This window comes from Pseudomonas sp. P1_F1_2, from assembly GCF_056405815.1.
The window spans coordinates 1-16,632 of sequence record NZ_JBFUBK010000123.1 but is presented as its reverse complement, the minus strand read 5'-3'; the positions used below and the strand labels follow the sequence as shown (position 1 = coordinate 16,632).

The window sequence follows — 16,632 nt, the reverse complement described above, 5'->3', positions numbered from 1 at the left end:
CGGTTTGGGACAGTTCGTCACCGATTTTGGCGCTGGGCTCTTCGTCGTCAAAATCCAGTTCGTGCATTGAACCCATGCGGTCTTCGTTGTCGTCGATCGGCTCGGGCTGCACCGCATCGAACGGACGTCGTGAATCATTCATGGCAATTGCTCATACTGTGGGCTTACTAGGGTGGACCCACCGGGCTGCCGAGAATTCCGTCGGCATGGAACGCCAGTTTTAAATGTCAGCGGCTATCCGCATTGCGCGCGTGACCCCGACGGGCGGTTGTCTGTCAAAGCTGCGCACCATTCTCGAGGCTTCTTTGTATGAACGACTTACAAGATCTGATTGATAACAACGAGCGTTGGGCTGACGCGATCAAAAAAGAAGATCCTGACTTCTTCGCCAAGCTGGCCCGCCAACAGACACCGGAGTTCCTCTGGATCGGCTGTTCCGATGCACGGGTGCCGGCCAACGAGATCGTCGGCATGTTGCCGGGTGATCTGTTCGTCCACCGCAATGTGGCCAACGTGGTACTGCACACCGACCTCAACTGCCTGTCAGTGATTCAGTACGCGGTCGACGTCCTCAAGGTCAAACACATCCTGGTCACCGGTCACTACGGCTGCGGTGGCGTGCGCGCCTCGATGCAGGATCGTCAGCTGGGCCTGATCGATGGCTGGCTGCGCTCGATTCGCGATCTTTACTATGAAAAGCGCGAAGAGCTCGCCAAGTTGGCGACTGAGGAGGAGCGGGTCGACCGTCTCTGCGAACTCAACGTGATTCAGCAAGTGGCCAACGTCGGGCATACCAGCATTGTGCAGAACGCCTGGCATCGCGGGCAGAGTCTGTCGATCCACGGTTGCATCTACGGCATCAAGGACGGTCGCTGGAAAAGCCTGAACGCGACCATCAGCGGGTTTGAACAATTGCCGCCGCAATACCGCCTGCGCCCGGTCGAAACGTTGTAAGACTGATCGAGCCTCGGGTCAGCTGAGGCTCCGTCGGTGCAAATGCTGATAGAACAACTCACCGTCGGCATTCGGTGGCTCGTCGTAGCCGGTGATCCATTCGCGGCACTCGGCCGACCCGCAGCGGCAGGCAAACTGTCGCAACAGTTTGTCTTCGGTGCTGGCGTAATCCATCGTCAGGATATCGCCGGGGGCGATGTCCTTCAGCGCCCAGATCCACAGTTCACTCATGTCGAGAAAGATGTTCGGCTCGCACGAGTGGCGCAAGAGTCCGCAGAAGCGTGGGTCGTAGAGGTGAATGCCGGACGACAGCTGCCGGGTATGGCGCTGGCGATAAGGCAGCAGATGCCCGGAGACACGGCAAACCCGGCTGATTCGCGGGAATGCGCGCAAGGCCGCAACGGCCGTCGCTGACTCATTGACGTGGATAATCCTGAAGTCTTTGAAGGAGGGAAACCCGAAACGAACGGGTAACTCTTCAAAGGGATAAATCCCGTCCGGTGGTTGTGCACGCGTTCCGTTCAGGGAATGAGGTTTCATAACGATCCTTGTCGGTTGGGTGTTGCGACGTCCAACGCCAACGATCCTGCCGGCCCCTGCAACACTTGGGTGTGTCTCAAGACTCTCGCAATTGAAACGTTCGGTCTACTGTCAGAACTGACAGGGGAAAAGTGCGCTTTCCCGCGTCAGCCATGACGTACGCGGGAAAGCGTTTTTGCTTTAAAGGTGGGGGGCCGGGATCGCCATTGCGGGCGCCGGGGCTTGCAGTAGTTTGAGCTGGGATTTGATCGGCGTTGTCGCGCACTGGGCCACGGCTTGTTCGGGTGTCAGATTGCGAATCGAGGTGTAGAACAACTCGCAGGTTTTTTCCGTCTCGGTCACTTGCCAGGTTTGTGTGCAGCTTTTCAGTTGAACATCAGGGTCGCTGCCCGGTTTGCTGCCCATTCCGGCCTGCCAGCACGCAGCACTCAAGTCCTGGCCCATGACCTTCAGGCCCGCAGCATCGGCCTTGGCCTGGGCATCGTCGCCGGTATAGCTGTCCGGGTTGGCGGCGTACCAGATGTAGCTCGGGTGGTTGGACCCCAGCACCGGCACCTTCACGCCGGCTTTCGGGCTGATCGTGGCCAGCCCCAGCACGTTGACGGTCGGACCATATTGCTGCTTGAGCCAGTTACGCACCGGCGCGCCAAAGGCGACCATTGGCAGCGCCGCGCCTTTGGCGTTCAGGCTGACTTCATTGACCATGGTGGTCTGGTAGTTCTTGAAGTAATCGTAAACACCCTCCAGGTCCTTGCCGGCACTGGCCGGTGCGGCGATTGGCGCGATGTCGATGATGGTCTGATAGCCCGGCGTCTGGTCGGCGGGGATGCCGTTGGCGGTCAGCAGCGTGGCCCAGCGATCAGTGGTCGCCGAACGCAGGTAATCCTGGGCTTGTGTCAGGGAGTAATCCGGCGGGAAGTGCAGCAGTTCGACACTTTTACGGTTTTCCAGGGCCATGCCCAGCGGCAGGAACAAGTACCAGTTGTAGGCCCATTTGCCATCCGCATTGAGCTTGCTGGCGCCGGTGTACGCCAGATCGCCTGCGTCGAGCAGCGCTGCCAGTGGTTTTTCGTAGCCTTTTGGTACGCCGCTGATGTCGGCGTAGAGCTGATGGTTATCGGTTTTGACCCGCACTTTGGCCGCGCCATAACCATCGCGTTGCACGCTTTGGGTCAGGTAATGCTCGACGGTCTGCTCGAGCGTCCAGTTGCGAAAGCAGATCACATTGCAGTTGTTGGGGTAGGCGAACAGCCGGGTGACGCGTTCGGTGCTGCCCAGCTTCAGATCGACATCGGCATGGACGGCGGCACTCAGGGTGAGGGCCGCCAGGGTGAGTCCTGTGAGTTTTAACATGCTCAGATCCTTTTCAGCGTGGACCCGCGTGAGTCGCGGGTCACCGTACTAAAGCAGATCGGCTGGTCATCGTTTAGCTGAACCGCAGCTGAGTCAGGTGATATTCAGGAAAGTAAATCTGGCACGCCAGGTCGAGGCCGACCATCACCAGCAAGAACGCCACTTGCAGCGGGCTGAGATACGCCCAATGCAGCGCCGTCAGCCATGGACGACGGGCACGAAGTTCTGGGTCGAGTTCGCCGATGCGCCGTGTGTGCACGAAACCGATCAGCATAAAACCGACGTACGTCACGATCCCGAACCAACCCTGTAGCAGCGCAAACAGCAACAGCATGACGGCCTGCGGTGCGCCGTGGCGGATCAGTAACCAGCGCGTGTCCGGGTTCAAGCGTCGCGGAATCAGTTCTTCCGTCAGCCACAGGTCCTGGACAATAAAGTGGGAGGTGATCACCACCCACCAACTCAGCGCGAAGCGACAAAACGAGAACGGAGCGAGGGCGACAATCAACGGTATGCCGATGCTGTAGCCGACGGAGTTGTGGTTGGAGGGGAAAAAAAACAAATACAGTGCCAAGGCGAAGCCCGCCCAGACTAGCAGCCAGGTTTCGGCCGCGATGGGGCGTGGTAAAAAACGCCGCCAAAAAAACACATCGGTGCGCGGCAACCGCAAGAGCAACTGCGGATACCGCCACTTGAGGGTGTGCGCAAGGTCGTGGCAGGCCTGCCATTCATCCTGGCCGAAGCGGTCAATCATCTGTTTCTGTTGTTGGGGCCGCATTGGGTTCATCAGCAAATGCGCGGCCTGAGCATCGGCAGTCCAGTTGCGGCCATCTCGTGCCTTGGCGCGCTGGTTTTCGTAAAAGCTTTCCTGGTTGCAGCGCTCAATCAAGGCCTGCCAGATCGATGCCGGTTCCGGATGAATGCCTTTTTTGTCATCCCAGCCAAACACCTGTCCGACACGGTCGAACAGCGGCAGGCTCCATTCGGTGTCGTTGAACAATTGCAGGATGATTCGCTGCCATTCCTGGCGTCGATCGAACACCTGCAGCCAGGGTTGGGCGGTGTAACTTTTCAGTTGCGTGAGAAACTCTCGCTCTTTGCCGGCTTCAAGCAGTTCCTGCAAGGCTTGTCGATATTCCTGCAACAAACCGCTGGTGAGTGCGTCTTGCTGCTCCTCGGTCATGGCGACGTTTTGCCAGGGGGCTAGCCAGTCCAGATGTTCCACGGCCCAGTTGGCAATCGAACGGCGCAAACCCGGATGATCGAAGCAAAGCCGCAGCAGCAACTGCTCAAACGCTTGAGTGCATTGCTGGTGTCGGGCTTGCTCCCAACGCTCGGGCAAGTTCTGCGCCGTGAGTCCTTCCAGTAGCGCTCGTGCCGCTTGTTCCTGCGGCGCGATGACCGGTTCGTCGTGAAGGAGGAGGGGATCCAGCGGTTTAAGGTACAGCGGCCGTATACGAGGTGGATTCAGCGGTTCGATGTTCAGGGGCCGAAGGCGAGGCGGGTTCAACGGCTCGAACTTCAATGGCTTCAGGTCAAGCACCTCGGCCCACGCCGGCAGATTGACGTGCTCCGGTTGCGTGAATACCTCGGTGGGTGTTTCAGTCGTCGCGACTTCAACCTCTTCAATCGAGTTTTCGGCTCGCCAATGCGCAATCCCCAGCGCTGCTTCATACGCTTCGCGCAAGCGCTGAAAACCGGCCGGATCTTCATCGGGCCTGAACGTTTTCAGCAGCTTTGCATAGCTGCGTTTGATGCTGCGGGCATCGGCGTCTTCGGGCAGTTGCAGGAAAGACCAGCAATCCATGTCGCGGCTCCTTATTGCCAGAGGCCGCTGTCGAGGTTGCTCAATTGCAGGGTCAGCTCGCTGCGCGCCTCACGGATCCGGCGTTCGTCCTGGGACTCCAGCACGCTCTGGAATTGCCGGGCCCACTGACCAATCTGGTCACGCATCTGCCCCAGACTTTCCTGATACAGACGCTCAAGGCGTGCCGTCAACACGGTGTTGACCTGCTGATCACGAGGATGGATCTTCAGCAACGCCAGGCCCTGCAAGCGCTCTTGAATCTCTTCGGCGGTGAGTACGCCGGGATTGTTCTCGATCACCAACGAATGCAAGTCGCCGGTCAGCGGCACGACCACCTGAGCTTCCAGCAGGCCGTTGTTGTCGTAGGTGAAGCGCACGTCCAGCGCCACTTCACCGGCCTTGCGTTTAGGCACTTTGATGTCCAGTTCACCCAGCGCGACGTTATCTTTGACCAAGCGGCTCTCGCCTTGAAAGATCTTCAGTCGCACGCATTCCTGGTTGTCTTGCAGGGTGTAAACGGTTTTGACCCGGCTCACCGGCACGATGCTGTTGCGCTCGATGATCGGCAGGTAATGGCCACTTTCGAATTGCTGGCCAATTTGGGTCGAGGTCTCGATGCCCAAGGTGTAAGAGCAGACGTCTGTCAGCACCACTTCTTCCAGCGCGGCGGAGCGGGCTTTCAGTGCCGCTTGAATAGCTGCGCCGTGGGCCACCACTTCGTCCGGGTCGAGGCTGATGGACGGGAAGCGGCCAAACAGTCCCGCCGCGAGTTTGCGCACCAGCGGCATGCGTGTCGTGCCGCCTACCAGCAGGATTTCGTCGAGATCGCTGACCCGAATGCGCGCATCTCGCAACGCGCGTTCGATCGGTGTGCGCAAGCGTTCAAGCAGCGGCGTGTAGAGGGTGGCCAGTTGCTGTTGGGTGATGGTCTGCGACCATTGTTGGCCATCCACCCGCAGGCTGAACTCCACACTGTTTTCCTGGCCCAGGGCTTTGCGCACGCGCTCGGCTTCGCGCCGTAATGGCTGGATAACGCTGGCGCGGTCCGGGAAGTTGTCGGTGGTGCGATGGTGGTCAAGAAAGTGCTCAAGCAGCACGCTGTCGAAATCCTCACCGCCCAGAAAGTTGTCGCCGGCGCTGGCGCGCACTTCCATCACACCGTCGAAGAGCTCCAGGATCGACACGTCGAAGGTGCCGCCACCGAGGTCGAAAACCAGGAACGAGGTTTCCTTGTCGCGTTGATGCAACCCATACGCCAGCGCTGCCGCCGTCGGTTCGTTGATCAGTTTTTCAACCTTCAAGCCGGCCAGTTCCCCGGCAATGCGCGTGGCTTTGCGCTGGGCATCGCTGAAATAGGCCGGGACGCTAATGACCGCTTCATGCACCGTCTCACCGAAGGCCCGTTCGACGTCTTCCTTCAGGCTCTTGAGCACCAATGCCGAGAGCTCTTCGGGGCGGAATGTCCTGTCCCCGAGGCGCACTTCGGTGGCGCTGCCCATGTGGCGCTTGAACAGTGACGCGGTTTGGCGCGAGTGGGTGTGCAACCGCTCACGGGCTGCCTGGCCGACCAGCACCCGACCCTGATCATCGAGACCGACCACGCTCGGTGTGAGGAACTGGCCCAGGGCATTGGGCACCAACTCGCTCGACTCGCCCCGCCAAACGGCGACGAGGCTGTTGGTGGTCCCCAGGTCAATCCCTACGATCATCACGTGAACTCCCTTTGCGGTTTGCAAAAAACTGAAACAGTTAATATCCGTCCAAGGATATTACTGGAGCAGTGGAGCCGGCAAAGGAAAGTAGTGGCACTGAGCTATTATTTTACATAGCTCAGTGCATTGATCGGGCTCAAGGCATCACCGGCGCCGTATACGTCAGCGTCGTGCCCAGCGCCCATAGCAGAAACAGCACCAGCGGCGTGTGCACCAGCAACTGCACAAACGAAAACCCGATCAGGTCACGCGCCTTCAATCCGAGCACGCCCAGCAGCGGCAGCATGTAGAACGGGTTGATCAGGTTCGGCAGGGCTTCGGCTGCGTTGTAGATCTGCACGGCCCAGCCCAAGTGGTAATTGAGGTCGGTGGCCACTTGCATGACGTATGGCGCTTCGATGATCCACTTGCCGCCGCCGGACGGGATGAAGAAGCCGAGAATCGCCGAGTACACGCCCATCAGCACCGCATAGGTGTCGTGGGAGGCGATGCTGACGAAGAAGGTCGAGATGTGGTGTGCCAGGGTCTGGGCATCAGCGCCTTTGACCGTGGTCATCAAGGCGGCGATCGAGCCGTACAGCGGGAACTGGATCAGCACGCCGGTGGTGGTCGGCACCGCGCGGGCCACGGCATCGAGGAAGCTGCGCGGGCGCCAGTGCAGCAGCGCGCCGAGCATCAGGAACAGGAAGTTGTAGGTGTTCAGCCCGGAGATGGCACTGAGCAACGGTTTGGTCGAAAACTCGTGAAACAGCCAGCCAGCTGCCAGCAGCACCAGCAAGAGGGTCAGCAGCGGGCTGTATTCCAGCCATTCGCCGGGGCGAGTGCGTGGTTGCAGTGGCGGCAGATTGAAACTCGGGTCGACGCCACAGGCTTTGGCGTCTCGGGCCGTGTTGGGGCCTGGTGCGGTGGCGTAGGCAACGATCAGCGAGACCACGATCAGCGCCAGCAGCATTACACCGGACTGCCACAAAAAGATCGTTTGGGTGAAGGGAATGACTCCGGTGATCGCCAGGATAGACGGCGGCAGGCTGGCCGGGTTGGCTTGAAGTTGTGCAGCGGAGGACGACAGGCCCAAGGCCCACACCGCACCAAGACCCAGATAGACGGCAGCGCCGGCGGCACGGTAATCCATTTTCAGATCGGTACGGCGGGCGAGGGCGCGCACCAGCAAGCCGCCAAACACCAGCGACAGACCCCAGTTCAATAGCGAAGCGACCATGGAAATCAACGCCACCCAAGCCACGGCCGAGCGACCGTTTTTCGGAAGACGGGCCAGACGGTTGATCAGTTTCACCGCCGGCGGCGAACTGGCGACCACATAGCCGCCAATGACCACGAACGCCATCTGCATGGTGAATGGAATCAGGCTCCAGAAGCCGTCGCCGAACGCCATGGCGGCATCAGTCGGTTTGGCGCCCATGAACAGCGTGGCCACGGCGACGATGATCACCGCCAGCGCGGCAAATACCCAAGAGTCGGGGAACCAGCGCTCGGCAAAACTTGAGCAGCGCAGGGCAAAACGGGCGGAGCGGGTATCTTCGATAGCAGCAGCCACGGGAAAACCTCGAATTGTTATGTTTATTGTGGTCTTTCGGGCCATAGAGGCCCGTCTAGACAGATGCCAACAGTAAATCAACCGTTGCTGTTTTGTGACCAGGTTTCACCTAAACAGGACTATGGTCTAACGGCTTGTCCGAGGAAGCGTTTGCGTAGACCATGGGCGCCTTGGTTTTTTACCGGTTGCAGAGTTCTTTTTCATGACCGCCAACACCCCTTCGCGCCCGACGCCTTTTACCCGCTCGGACTACAAGACCCTCGGCCTTGCGGCCCTGGGCGGTGCGCTGGAAATCTACGATTTCATCATCTTCGTGTTTTTCGCCCTGACCCTTAGCCAACTGTTTTTCCCGCCAGAAATGCCCGAATGGCTGCGCCTGCTGCAAAGTTTCGGCATCTTCGTCACCGGCTATCTGGCGCGGCCGTTGGGCGGGATTCTGATGGCGCATTTCGCCGACCGACTGGGTCGCAAGAAGGTCTTCAGCCTGAGCATCCTGATGATGGCGCTGCCGTGCCTGCTGATCGGGATCATGCCGACCTACGCGCAAATCGGATATTTCGCGCCGCTACTGCTGTTGGCCCTGCGCGTTTTGCAAGGCGCGGCGGTGGGCGGGGAAGTGCCGAGTGCCTGGGTGTTTGTCGCCGAGCACGCGCCGGCCGGGCATCGCGGTTATGCGCTCGGTTTCCTGCAGGCGGGATTGACCTTTGGCTACTTGATCGGCGCCCTGACGGCGACCTTTCTGGCGCAAACGTTCACCCCGGCCGAAATCCTTGATTACGCCTGGCGTTATCCATTCCTGTTGGGCGGTGTGTTCGGCGTGATTGGCGTCTGGCTGCGCCGCTGGCTGAATGAAACCCCGGTGTTCATGGCGATGCAGGCCCAGCGCGATGCCGCTGTCGAACTGCCGCTGCGCACGGTCTTGCGCGAACATCGCCTGGCGATGTTGCCGGCGATGATCCTCACCTGCGTGCTGACCTCAGCGGTGGTGGTCTTCGTGGTCATCACGCCGACCATGATGCAAAAGACCTTCGGCATGACCGCCAGCCACACCTTCGCCTTGAGTGCATTGGGCATCGTGTTCCTCAATATCGGCTGCGTGCTCGCCGGTTGGCTGGTCGATCGCATCGGCGCCTGGCGCACGGTCATGTTTTATAGCCTGTTGCTGCCGCTGGGTATTGGCGTGCTCTATACCTGCCTGATTACTGGCGGCAACTGGATCGGTCTGGCGTACACGATTGCCGGTCTGAGTTGCGGCGTGGTCGGCGCGGTGCCGTCGGTGATGGTCAGCCTGTTCCCGGCGCGGGTTCGCGTTTCAGGAATTTCCTTCACCTACAACATTGCCTACGCCGCGTGGGCGAGTTTCACACCGTTGTTGCTGATCGGTCTGATGCCGTGGAGCCCATGGATTTGCGTGATGTTCTGTACGGTCATGGGGGCCGTAGGCGTCGGCAGCGCGGCGTATTTTGGTGCGCGGATGCCCAGAGCCGGCCAATGCGCAGCGGCTGGCGCGATGTAATCGCAGGGTAGATCCCTCGCGTTGCAATTATTTTTGTAGGACAACCCTGAGGCACTCTTCAGAAAACACCCACAAGGCCGATGGCTAGGCTGCATCCCGCTCTATTTCCTGCCTATCGGTACCTTCCCATGTTCAACAAACGCTTGAAGCAGGAGCTGTCGGCTCTTCGCGAAGAACTCTCCAGCCTTCAGCAAGTGAAGGACAGCCTGGAAAGCGAGATGCTGGTCCTGACCCTTGATCCTGATGGGCGGATTCAGTCGGCCAACCAGAACTTCATCGGCGAAATGCTCTACAAGAGCGCCGACCTGGTCGGCCGGCACATCGAAGACATCGTCCCCGTGCATGTGAAGTCCGATGAATTCCACCGCCGCTTCCAAAACGCGCTGACCCGCGGCGAGCATTTCGCCGGGGCCGTTCGCTTGCTGCGTGGCAATGGCCAGGAAGCGTGGTTGCGCTCGATTTTTCAGCCAGTGCGCTCGGCGGATGGCCGGATCAAACACTTCTCGCTTTACTCCAGCGACCTGACCCGCACCATCGAAGCGTCTCGCGAGCACGAGAACCTGATCGGCGCGCTGGTGCGTTCAACGGCAGTCATCGAGTTCGATCTGGACGGCAACGTGCTGACAGCCAATGATCGGTTCCTCAGCGGCATGGGTTACAGCCTGGCGCAAATCAAAGGTAAACATCACCGCACGTTCTGTGATCCGCAGGAATTCAACAGCACTGAATACCAGGATTTCTGGCGCCGCCTGAACGCCGGTGAGTTTGTCGCCGGCCGTTTCAAACGCTTCGACAGCCATGGGCGTATGGTCTGGCTGGAGGCCTCTTACAACCCGGTGGTCGACGCCAACAACAAGCTCTACAAAGTGGTGAAGTTCGCCACTGTGATTACCGATCAGGTCAATCAGGAGAACGCCGTGGCGCAAGCGGCGAACATCGCCTACAGCACCTCTCAGCAGACCGACCAGAGCGCCCAGCGCGGCACGGCCGTGGTGACTCAGGCGGTGGATGTGATGCGCGACCTGGCGAAGCACATGCAAACCGCGGGCGATGGCATCGAAGCCTTGAATGAGCAATCGCTGGTGATCGGCACCATCGTCAAAACCATCAGCGGCATCGCCGAACAGACCAACCTGCTGGCGCTCAACGCGGCCATCGAGGCGGCTCGGGCTGGCGAACAGGGCCGAGGGTTTGCCGTGGTCGCAGACGAGGTTCGACAGTTGGCCTCTCGCACCAGCCAGGCCACTGATGAGATTGTCGGGGTTGTGCGTCAGAACCAGGAGATGGCGCGCAATGCCGTGGCCCTGATGACTGACGGCAAGCTCCAGGCCGAACAAGGCCTGGCGCTGGCGGCGGAGGCGGGCACAGTGATCGTCGAGATTCAGGACGGTGCGCAGAAAGTGGTGAACGCGGTCGGGCAGTTTGCCAATCAGCTCGCGACTTGATGCCAGCGCGGTGGAAATCGCTACAATCGGCTCTTTTCAGGAGCAGACACCATGAGCGCTTCCCACCGCCGGCCGGTTCCTTTGCCCAAGGCTTACCGTTTGCTCAATCACGGGCCCACCGTACTGGTGAGCGCAGCCCATGACGGTCAGCGCAACATCATGGCCGCCGCCTGGGCCATGCCGCTGGATTTCGAACCGCCGAAAATTGCCGTGGTGCTGGATAAATCCACCTGGACCCGGCAACTGCTCGAGGCCTCGGGGACGTTCGTGCTGAACGTTCCTTGCGCGGCTCAAGCCGATATCACGCAGACCGTTGGTTCGACATCAGGCCTGGAATTGACCCAAGGCCAAGGCCAGGACAAGTTTCAGGCTTATGGCTTGCAAACTTTCAGTGGCGAATTGATTGACGCGCCGATGCTCGAAGGCTGCGTTGCATGGCTGGAATGTCGACTGCTGCCGGAGCCCAACAATCATCAGCAGTACGATCTGTTCCTGGCTGAGGTGATTGCCGCTCAGGCCGATGAGCGGGTATTCAGCGACGGACGCTGGCACTTCGAAGGGCAGGATGCATTGCGCACCCTGCACCATGTGGCAGGCGGGCATTTCTTGACAATCGGCGACCCGGTGGACGGCAAGACCCTGGCGTAAACCCGCCAGGTTCACACCCAGACGTCATTCACTGCGGTGCGTTCGCCACCTTCGCTGCCGGTGTTCAACACGCCCTTGGGCTCGATCAGCAGCAGCTTGACCTCCTGTTCGGCAGACGGTTTGTGCTCGACGCCCTTGGGTACCACGAACATTTCACCGGCATTCACCAGCACGTGGCCATCGCGAAAGTCGAGGCGCAACTGCCCTTCGATGACGATGAAGGTTTCGTCGGTTTCCAGGTGATCGTGCCAGATGAAATCCCCCAGTAGCTTCACTACCTTGAACTGATAGTCGTTCATTTCGGCGATGACCCGAGGCGCCCAGTGTGCGTCGATCCGGGCGATTTTTTCAGCGAAGTTCAGGCTTTTGTAAGCGCTCATGAAGCGGTTCTCCTGGTTGATCGTGAACCCACGATAACCCGCGTATCGGTCAGCTTCTTGTACGATTGTGCGTGGCTCAGCGACGGTGCATTTTCATCCAGCGAGCCGGCGACAGGCCGTAGGTTTTGCTGAATTGCCGGGTCATGTGGCTCTGGTCGGTGAAGCCGGCAATCAGCGCGGCACTGACCAGTGGCTGGCCCTGGATCAGCAGCGAACGGACCAGGTCCAGGCGTCGCATCGTCAGGTATCGATAGGGGCTGGTGCCAAACAGAAGGCGAAAGTCGCGTGACAGGCTCCACCGATCACGACCGCTGTGGTGCGCCAGTTCCTCCAGGGTCACAGTGCGATCGAGTGCGCTGTGGATGAACTCCCGCGCACGTTCGGCGGCCACGTAATCGAAGGATTGGCGCGGGACGCCGGTCGCTCCCGAAACGCTGCTCAGGGCTTGCGCCAGATCGTACAGCGCGTCCTGTTCTTCCAACGGGTCGAGCGGGCAATCGAGGCTTCGCAGCAGCACATCGGTGGCGGCGAACAGGCGAGGGTCAGTCGATAGTCCGGTCTTGATGAACGGCAGCGGCTGACCGCCGAGCATCTGCTGGATCAGCGCCGGTTCGATGTACATCATTCGGTATTTGAAACCGGCCTCGGTGCCGGCCTCTCCATCGTGGACTTCGTCCGGGTGCAACACCAGGGTCCCGCCCGGCAGGCTATGGCGCCATCCTCCTCGGTACTGAAAGCTCTGCACGCCGGCCAGGGTTCGGCCGATGGCGTAGGTGTCGTGACGATGAAGGTCGTAGCCGTGGCCGGAAAAAAACGCTTCGAAACGCTGCAGCCCGCCGACGTCGGGCGCGCGGTGGAACCAGTCGATGGGGAGCGTCTGCTTGGCCATGGTGTTGTGTCTTGAGCGCGATGAAGAACACGTTAACCCAGTGGTTGACCCTCTGTCTTCCCACCGATAAAACGCGTCCGTCGGGTAGAAAACCCTAGGCAAATGTTGCAAGGTTCCCTCTGCTGTCCGGTACACAGTGAGTGGCCAATCGTTGAGGTGTCTTGAATGAGTAAATTGCGGGTAGGCATTATTTTTGGCGGTCGTTCGGCGGAGCACGAAGTATCGCTGCAATCGGCGAAGAACATTGTCGATGCACTGGACCGCTCGCGCTTCGAGCCGGTGCTGATCGGCATCGACAAGCAAGGCCACTGGCACCTCAACGACCCTTCGAACTTCCTGCTCAATCAGGAAAACCCGGCGCTGATCGCCCTCAATCAGTCCAATCGTGAACTGGCGGTGGTGCCGGGAAAAGCCAGCCAGCAATTGGTGGAAACCACCGGTCAGGAACTGCTGGGCCACGTCGATGTGATCTTCCCGATTGTCCACGGCACCCTGGGTGAAGACGGTTGCCTGCAAGGCCTGTTGCGCATGGCCGACTTGCCCTTTGTCGGTTCCGACGTGCTGGGTTCGGCGGTGTGCATGGACAAGGACATCAGCAAACGCCTGCTGCGTGACGCCGGGTTGGCGGTCACGCCGTTCGTCACCCTGACCCGCGCCACGGCGGCGCGTATCGGGTTCGCCGAGGTGCAGGGCAAGCTCGGCCTGCCGTTGTTCGTCAAACCGGCGAACCAGGGTTCGTCCGTGGGCGTGAGCAAGGTCAACGACGCAACCGAGTACGAAGCGGCTGTGGAGCTGGCCCTGGGTTTCGATGAAAAAGTCCTGATCGAATCCGCCGTCAAAGGCCGTGAGATCGAGTGTGCAGTGCTTGGCAACGAAGACGCTATCGCCAGCGGGTGTGGTGAAATCGTGGTGAGCAGCGGCTTCTATTCCTACGACTGCAAATACATCGATGACCAGGCGGCGCAGGTCGTGGTGCCGGCAGACATCAGCGTGGAGGCCAGCGAACGCATCCGGGCGTTGGCCGTCGAAGCGTTCCAGCTGCTGGGTTGCTCCGGGCTGGCGCGGGTCGATGTGTTCCTCACCGACAGCGGCGAAGTACTGATCAACGAGATCAACTCGTTACCCGGCTTCACCCGAATCAGCATGTACCCCAAGCTCTGGCAGGCCACCGGCATGACCTACAGCGAACTGGTCAGTCGTTTGATCGATCTGGCGCTGGAAAAGCACCAGCGGCGACAGGTTTTGAAGATCACGCGCTAAGCTGTTTTTTCCAGCGTCGTACTCAATCCCGGGTTTGAAGCGTGGAGGTAGCCGAGTGCGTCGTTGCGTCACACAACGTTATCCGGAATGATGGGTTAAGTTGTATACAATAATTTCCATTCAGGGAGACAAAACGTGAAAGTCAGCGCGCGTAACGTATTCAAAGGGACCATCAGTCAACTGCAGCCGGGCGCGGTCAACGCCGAAGTCTCGCTGAAACTCCCGGGCGGCAATGAGCTGGTCGCCGTGGTGACCATGCAAAGCGTGAAAAGCCTGGGCCTGGCGGTCGGCAAGGAAGCGGTTGCGCTGGTGAAGGCGCCGTGGGTCATGCTGATGACCGAGTCCAGCGACATTCGTCTCTCGGCGCGTAACTGCCTGGAAGGCATCGTCACCAATGTCACCGATGGCGCAGTGAATGCCGAAGTGGTGATCAAGCTCGATGGCGGCAGCGAGGTTTATTCAATCGTCACCCGTGAAGCGGTTGCAGAGCTGGGCCTGGCGCCGGGTGTGAGTGCGACGGCGGTGATCAAGGCGTCGCATATTATTTTGGGTGTGCCGGCCTGAAGCGTTTGCGTGTAGGAAAAGCCTATACGCGACAACCGATCAGAATGTGAAACCTGTAAAAAAGGGCCTACCTTGCAGTAAGCCCTTTTTCATTCTCACGTACGAATCAATCCCCCAACGCTTCCCCCTCACGCCGCGGATCGGCCCCTCCGGCCAGCGACGCATTCCCCTGTGCATCCTTCACCCGGACAATCGCCTGGGTGCCGCTGGTCATGTCGATCTCACTCACGCCGTGCCCCTTGTCCTTCAGCGCCTGAATCAGCTCCGCGCTGAACTGCCCCCGTTCCAGTTCGGTCGGGCCGTTGCGGCTGCCGAAGTTGGGCAGGTTGATGGCGGCTTGTGGGGCGAGGTTCCAGTCGAGCAGGCCGAGGGTGGTTTTGGTGACGTACTCGATAATTTGCGAGCCGCCGGGAGAGCCGAGGGTGGCGAGGAATTCACCGCTCTGACGATCGAAGATCAGGGTCGGCGCCATGGACGAGCGCGGGCGTTTGCCAGGCTCGACTCGGTTGGCAACTTTTTGCCCGTTTTCTTCGGGGATGAACGAGAAGTCGGTCATCTCGTTGTTGAGCAGGAATCCCTGGACCATCACGTGCGAGCCAAAGGCCGATTCAATGGTGGTGGTCATGGATACGGCGCCGCCTTCGTCATCCACTGCCACCACTTGTGAGGTGGAAATGCGTAGCGGTGAACGGTCCGGTGCATAGGCGACTTGAATGCCTGGCGGGGTGCCGGGTTTGGCCGTGCCCATGCTGTGGTCACCGATCAGGGCGGCGCGGCTGGCCAGATAAGTTGGGTCCACCAGCCCTTTGACCGGCACGGGCACGAAGTCGGTGTCGGCGACGTACTGTGCGCGGTCGGCGTAGGCCAGGCGCTCGGCTTCCGAGATCAGATGCACGGCTTCGGGGGCGGGTTCGGTGCCTGCCGGTTTGTCAGTCCTGACCGGTTTGAGCGGTGCGAGAGCAAAGCGTGGGTCGCGGTTTTCCAGAGCCTGCAAGGTGCCGAGGATCTGCGCCACGGCGATTCCGCCGGACGATGGCGGCGGCATGCCGCACACCTGCCAGCGTTTGTAATCGGTGCACAGCGGCGCGCGTTCCTTGGCCTTGTAGCCTTGCAGATCGTTCAGCGACAGGCTGCCGGGGTTAGCGTGGCCCTGAACCTTGGCGACGATCTCTTGCGCGACAGCGCCTGTGTACAACGCGTCAGGCCCTTCCTTGGCAATGCGTTTCAGCACCGCGGCCAGTGCCGGATTCTTCAACAGCGTGCCGGCAGCTTTCGGGCTGCCATCCGCGTTCATAAAGTAGGCCACCATGTCTGGCGAACTGCGCATGGACGCATCCGAAGCGATCAGTTGATGAAGGCGCGGCGAGATGGCGAAGCCTTGCTCCGCGAGTTTGATGGCCGGCTCGAACAGCTTCGCCCACGGCAGGCGACCGTGTTTGCGATGGGCCAATTCAAGCGCCCGCAACACGCCCGGCGTCCCCACCGAGCGCCCCCCGATCTGCGCCTGGGTAAACGCCATCGGGGTGCCGTCGGTCTGTAGGAAAAGCTTCTCGGTGGCGCCGTGCGGTGCGGTTTCGCGACCGTCGAAGGTGCGCACCGCCTTGCCATCCCAGAGCACGATCAACGCGCCGCCACCAATGCCGGAGGATTGCGGCTCGACCAGCGTCAACACCGCTTGCATCGCAATCGCGGCATCAATTGCCGAACCACCCTGGCGCAGCATCTCCCGGCCGGCTTCAGCCGCCAGTGGATTAGCCGCTGCTGCCATGTGTCTGGACGCGTGGCGGGTTTGCAGGTCGGTGCGATAGCCAGAGGCGACTTCCGGAGCGACAGGCAAGGTCGAGGAGGGCGGAGAATGACAAGCAGCGAGGGTTAACGCGGCGGCGATCAACGAAAGGGTTGAAAGGCGAAGGGTTGAGAACATGTTGGGGCACTCCGTCCGTGGGAAAGTTACCGGGACTTTATCGGCCGACTCGGCATGGCGCAAACCAAGGCCTACAGTAAAGCTG

14 protein-coding genes and 2 pseudogenes are annotated in these 16,632 nt (G+C 60.2%); 7 read left to right on the top strand and 9 right to left on the bottom strand.

The window, feature by feature from the left end:
• Positions 1-142: pseudogene (locus AC1D2P_RS26650) on the bottom strand (serine kinase/phosphatase); the annotation flags it as partial.
• Between the two features lie 167 nt (positions 143-309).
• Between AC1D2P_RS26650 and can the strand changes: the two are divergent.
• A complete protein-coding gene (gene can / locus AC1D2P_RS26645) occupies positions 310-954 on the top strand; it encodes a carbonate dehydratase (RefSeq protein WP_046030109.1) in 645 nt (214 codons plus the stop codon).
• A gap of 18 nt (positions 955-972) precedes the next feature.
• Here can and AC1D2P_RS26640 read toward each other — a convergent pair whose 3' ends face one another.
• From AC1D2P_RS26640 to AC1D2P_RS26620, 5 genes are all read right to left on the bottom strand, one after another.
• Entirely contained in the window at positions 973-1,494 is a 522-nt protein-coding gene (locus AC1D2P_RS26640) for an SET domain-containing protein-lysine N-methyltransferase (protein WP_046030110.1), read from the bottom strand.
• 180 nt (positions 1,495-1,674) lie between these two features.
• Positions 1,675-2,847: a hypothetical protein gene (locus AC1D2P_RS26635; RefSeq protein ID WP_109787802.1), complete on the bottom strand. Its 1,173-nt coding sequence runs from the start codon at positions 2,845-2,847 to the stop codon at positions 1,675-1,677.
• Between the two features lie 73 nt (positions 2,848-2,920).
• Positions 2,921-4,654 (bottom strand): J domain-containing protein, encoded by a 1,734-nt coding sequence (locus AC1D2P_RS26630; RefSeq protein WP_477758392.1) that lies wholly within the window; start codon positions 4,652-4,654, stop codon positions 2,921-2,923.
• Between the two features lie 11 nt (positions 4,655-4,665).
• Positions 4,666-6,363: a molecular chaperone HscC gene (locus tag AC1D2P_RS26625; RefSeq protein ID WP_109787804.1), complete on the bottom strand. Its 1,698-nt coding sequence runs from the start codon at positions 6,361-6,363 to the stop codon at positions 4,666-4,668.
• A 139-nt stretch (positions 6,364-6,502) separates the two neighbouring features.
• Positions 6,503-7,966, bottom strand: a complete 1,464-nt coding sequence (locus tag AC1D2P_RS26620) for a short-chain fatty acid transporter (protein WP_175648971.1) — start codon at positions 7,964-7,966, stop codon at positions 6,503-6,505.
• A 157-nt stretch (positions 7,967-8,123) separates the two neighbouring features.
• Between AC1D2P_RS26620 and AC1D2P_RS26615 the strand changes: the two genes are divergently transcribed.
• The 4 genes and pseudogenes from AC1D2P_RS26615 to AC1D2P_RS26600 all read left to right on the top strand — a co-directional run bounded on the left by AC1D2P_RS26615 (position 8,124) and on the right by AC1D2P_RS26600 (position 11,530).
• Positions 8,124-9,437 (top strand): MFS transporter, encoded by a 1,314-nt coding sequence (locus tag AC1D2P_RS26615; RefSeq protein WP_477758393.1) that lies wholly within the window; start codon positions 8,124-8,126, stop codon positions 9,435-9,437.
• Positions 9,438-9,517: 80 nt separating this feature from the next.
• Positions 9,518-10,342: pseudogene (locus tag AC1D2P_RS26610) on the top strand (PAS domain-containing protein); the annotation flags it as partial.
• Complete coding sequence (locus tag AC1D2P_RS26605) at positions 10,322-10,882, top strand: methyl-accepting chemotaxis protein (protein ID WP_408981006.1); 561 nt, start codon at positions 10,322-10,324, stop codon at positions 10,880-10,882. The pseudogene AC1D2P_RS26610 and the gene AC1D2P_RS26605, both read left to right, overlap by 21 nt.
• A 51-nt stretch (positions 10,883-10,933) precedes the next feature.
• Positions 10,934-11,530: a flavin reductase family protein gene (locus tag AC1D2P_RS26600; RefSeq protein WP_223523496.1), complete on the top strand. Its 597-nt coding sequence runs from the start codon at positions 10,934-10,936 to the stop codon at positions 11,528-11,530.
• A gap of 11 nt (positions 11,531-11,541) precedes the next feature.
• Here the strand turns inward: AC1D2P_RS26600 and AC1D2P_RS26595 are convergent, their stop codons facing one another.
• Positions 11,542-11,910, bottom strand: coding sequence for a cupin domain-containing protein (locus AC1D2P_RS26595; RefSeq protein WP_477758394.1), 369 nt, complete (start codon positions 11,908-11,910; stop codon positions 11,542-11,544).
• A gap of 76 nt (positions 11,911-11,986) precedes the next feature.
• Positions 11,987-12,799: an AraC family transcriptional regulator gene (locus tag AC1D2P_RS26590; RefSeq protein ID WP_109787808.1), complete on the bottom strand. Its 813-nt coding sequence runs from the start codon at positions 12,797-12,799 to the stop codon at positions 11,987-11,989.
• Between the two features lie 165 nt (positions 12,800-12,964).
• Between AC1D2P_RS26590 and ddlA the strand changes: the two genes are divergently transcribed.
• Entirely contained in the window at positions 12,965-14,059 is a 1,095-nt protein-coding gene (gene ddlA, locus AC1D2P_RS26585; RefSeq protein WP_109787809.1) for a D-alanine--D-alanine ligase, read from the top strand.
• Positions 14,060-14,194: 135 nt separating this feature from the next.
• On the top strand, positions 14,195-14,623 hold the full coding sequence (locus tag AC1D2P_RS26580) for a TOBE domain-containing protein (protein ID WP_223523494.1): 429 nt from the start codon (positions 14,195-14,197) through the stop codon (positions 14,621-14,623).
• A gap of 106 nt (positions 14,624-14,729) precedes the next feature.
• On the opposite strand, the gene ggt is transcribed toward AC1D2P_RS26580, so the two are convergent.
• Entirely contained in the window at positions 14,730-16,547 is a 1,818-nt protein-coding gene (gene ggt, locus AC1D2P_RS26575; protein ID WP_477758395.1) for a gamma-glutamyltransferase, read from the bottom strand.
• Positions 16,548-16,632: the final 85 nt, after the last annotated feature.

Coding starts and splice junctions, on each gene's coding strand:
- can (WP_046030109.1), top strand. CDS start 310: ATGAACGACTTACAAGATCTGATTGATAACAACGAGCGTTGGGCTGAC.
- AC1D2P_RS26640 (WP_046030110.1), bottom strand. CDS start 1,494: ATGAAACCTCATTCCCTGAACGGAACGCGTGCACAACCACCGGACGGG.
- AC1D2P_RS26635 (WP_109787802.1), bottom strand. CDS start 2,847: ATGTTAAAACTCACAGGACTCACCCTGGCGGCCCTCACCCTGAGTGCC.
- AC1D2P_RS26630 (WP_477758392.1), bottom strand. CDS start 4,654: ATGGATTGCTGGTCTTTCCTGCAACTGCCCGAAGACGCCGATGCCCGC.
- AC1D2P_RS26625 (WP_109787804.1), bottom strand. CDS start 6,363: ATGATCGTAGGGATTGACCTGGGGACCACCAACAGCCTCGTCGCCGTT.
- AC1D2P_RS26620 (WP_175648971.1), bottom strand. CDS start 7,966: ATGGCCCGAAAGACCACAATAAACATAACAATTCGAGGTTTTCCCGTG.
- AC1D2P_RS26615 (WP_477758393.1), top strand. CDS start 8,124: ATGACCGCCAACACCCCTTCGCGCCCGACGCCTTTTACCCGCTCGGAC.
- AC1D2P_RS26600 (WP_223523496.1), top strand. CDS start 10,934: ATGAGCGCTTCCCACCGCCGGCCGGTTCCTTTGCCCAAGGCTTACCGT.
- AC1D2P_RS26595 (WP_477758394.1), bottom strand. CDS start 11,910: ATGAGCGCTTACAAAAGCCTGAACTTCGCTGAAAAAATCGCCCGGATC.
- AC1D2P_RS26590 (WP_109787808.1), bottom strand. CDS start 12,799: ATGGCCAAGCAGACGCTCCCCATCGACTGGTTCCACCGCGCGCCCGAC.
- ddlA (WP_109787809.1), top strand. CDS start 12,965: ATGAGTAAATTGCGGGTAGGCATTATTTTTGGCGGTCGTTCGGCGGAG.
- ggt (WP_477758395.1), bottom strand. CDS start 16,547: ATGTTCTCAACCCTTCGCCTTTCAACCCTTTCGTTGATCGCCGCCGCG.